The sequence below is a fragment of the Asanoa sp. NPDC050611 genome, assembly GCF_040654855.1.
Taxonomy (GTDB): Bacteria; Actinomycetota; Actinomycetes; order Mycobacteriales; family Micromonosporaceae; genus Asanoa.
In genome coordinates this window covers 1-2731 of sequence record NZ_JBFAIU010000568.1, presented here as the reverse complement: position 1 = coordinate 2731, position 2731 = coordinate 1, and the positions used below count along the sequence as shown (strand labels likewise).

The window sequence follows — 2731 nt, the reverse complement described above, 5'->3', positions numbered from 1 at the left end:
ATCCGGGCGTGCAGGATCGGCACGGCCAGGCACCGCCCGTCGACCTCGTTCTCGCCGTTGTCCAACGCGTAGCCCAGCCGGCGGACCTTGGCGCGGTTCCTCGCGTACCAGTCGCGGAGCAGGGCGAAGAACGCCCTGTCGCCGATCTTGACCCGGAGGGCCTGCAGGGTCATCGCGCCCCGGTCGTACGCGGCGCTGCCGAACATGAACTCCGGGCCGCCCATGTCGCCCGGTGGGCGGTTCCAGAACGTGCTCGTCGCCGGGCGGGAGAACGACTGGTCGAAGGCCTGCTGCGCCGTCCGGCCGCCGTGTTTCTCGGTGTAGATCCACTCGGAGAAGGCCGCGAAGCCCTCGTTGAGCCAGATGTCCGGCCAGACCGTGAGGCTCACGCTGTCGCCGAACCACTGGTGGGCGATCTCGTGCACCACCGTGCCCGCGCCCGGCGTGCGGTCGTACTGAGACTTGGTCTGCGACTCGAGCGCGTAGCCCACCTGAGGCGCGTGGTCGACCACGCCGCCGCCGCTGGTGAACGGGTAGGGGCCGTAGAGCTCCGAGAAGAACGTGATGACCTCGGCCTCGGCCGCCAGGCGGTCGAACGCGCCCTTGGGCACCTCGGCCGGGTCGACCGCGTGGTAGAGCGGGATCCGGCCGACCTTGCTCACCCGCAGCTCGAACACGCCGTTGGTGACCGTCGCCAGGTAGGGCGCCATCGGCGAGTCCTCACGCCACCGCCACGTCGTCTTGCCCTTGTGGTCGCGCTTGGAGATCAGCTTGCCGTTGCCGATCGCGGTGATCCCCTTCGGCACCGTCACCGTGAAGTCGAACGTCGCCTTGTCGCGCGGGTTGTCGTTCGCGGGGTACCACCCCGGCGAGCCCTGCGGCTCGTTGACCACGAACGCGCCGTCTTCGGTCGGCACCCAGCCCTCGCTGCTGCCGTCGGGATCGATCACCTCGGTCGGCGTGCCGGCGTAGTCGACCCGCACGGTGAACGTGCGCCCGGCGCGCAGCATCTTCCTGGGACTGACGATCAGCTCCTGTCCGTCGCGGGTGAACCGGGCCGGTGCCCCGTCGACGCGCAGCGAGCTGATCGTGAAGCCGCGTAGGTCGAGGTCGAACCGGGTCAGGTTCTGCGTGGCCCGCGCGGTGATCACCGCTGTGCCGTCGAGAAAGTTGGTGGCGCGCACGTAGTCGAGGTCGAGCGAGTAGTGCCGGACGTCGTAGCCGCCGTTGCCGGCGAGCGGGAAGTAGGGGTCACCGAGACCCGGTGAGCCGATCGTCGAGCCACCGTGGGCGGCGGCCGGCGTGGCGACCGCGAGCGCGGTCAGCGCGGCGACCGCACCGGTGAGGGCGCGTCGCAACAGGACAGACGACACTGGCGGTCCTCCTTTTGAGAGCGTGGGGTGATCCTCGCACCACCCTCCGACAAAAGGAATCAGGCGGAAGGATCGGCGGGCCAGGCGTGCCGGGGGTACCGGCCGCGCAGCTCCGCGCGTACCTGCGGATAGCCGTTCTGCCAGAACGAGGCGAGGTCGCGGGTCACCGCCACGGGCCGGCCGGCGGGTGAGAGCAGGTGCAGCAGCACGGGTACGCGACCCTCCGCGACCGTCGGCGTGGTCCGCCAGCCGAACGCCTCCTGCACCTTGAGCGCCACCACCGGCGCCTCCGGATCGGTGTAGTCGACGCGCAGCCGCCGGTCCCCCGGCCCGGCCACCCGCTCTGGCGCGACCGCGTCCAACCGCCCGGCGAGCTGCCACGGCAACAGGCGGCGCAGCGCGGCCGCGACGTCGACCCGCGCGAGATCGGCACGGCGCCGCGCCGCCGCCAGATCAGGGGAAAGCCATTCCCCCGACAGCAGTGCCGCGTCGCTCACATCCGGCCACGGCGATCCCAGTGCCTGACGCGCGAAGGCGAGCCGTTGCCGCAACGCCACGGCCGCCCGGTCCCAGCGCAACAGCCCGAGCCCCTCCCGGCGCAACCCGTCGCGCAACGCGTCCGCGACCAGCGCCGGGGACGATGTCGACAGTGGACGTTCGACGAGCACGATCGCGCCGAGCCGTGACACCTCGCGGGCCACGACGTCACCGCCCGACCAGGCGACCTCCGACGAGGTGTGCAGCAACGACGAGCCCGCCTCCCGCGCCGTCGCCTCGTCGATCGCCACCGCCGACCGGATCCGCGCCGACGCCCGCCCCGGCGGCCGGTCGGCCGCGGCGACGGCCAGCCAGGCGGCGCCCGCCAGCGCCGAGCCCGGCGCGAGGTCCGCCGCGGTCCCACCACTCATCAGGTACGCGGATCCGCCCGCACCGCGCGCCTTGGCCAGCCGCTCGGGGTAAGCCAGCCCGACCACGAACCCGGCCGCGAGGTCGTCCGGCATCCGGGCCCCACCCGCGCCGACCGCACCGACCGACGCGCGCAGCCGCCGTACCTCCTGCGCGAACGCCGCCTCACCACGCAAGCGCCGCCAGCCCGCGACCAGGTCCTCGTCGGCGCTCTCGCGATCGAGCACGGCCACCACCGAAGCGGCCCGCTCGGCTCCGACCACGGGCGCCCCGTCGAGCAGGGCCCGGGCCAGCCTCGGATGCGTGCCGACCGCGGCGATCCGTCGGCCACGCGACGTCACCCGACCGCTGTCGTCGACGGCGCCGAGCGCCCGCAGGGCGTCCGTCGCGACCGTGAGGGGCCCGGCCGGCGGCGGGTCGGGCAACGCCAGCCCCGAGCCGTCCGGCGCACC

Annotated in this window: 2 protein-coding genes; both read right to left on the bottom strand. The window is 73.4% G+C overall.

Annotated elements, in window-relative coordinates; genetic code table 11:
• The coding region (locus AB0H87_RS40280; protein WP_360158631.1) for a M1 family aminopeptidase at positions 1–1373 on the bottom strand (1373 nt) is incomplete at its 3' end.
• Between the two features lie 59 nt (positions 1374–1432).
• Positions 1433–2731: ATP-dependent helicase C-terminal domain-containing protein (locus tag AB0H87_RS40275; protein WP_360158628.1), on the bottom strand; the 1299-nt coding region annotated here is incomplete at its 5' end.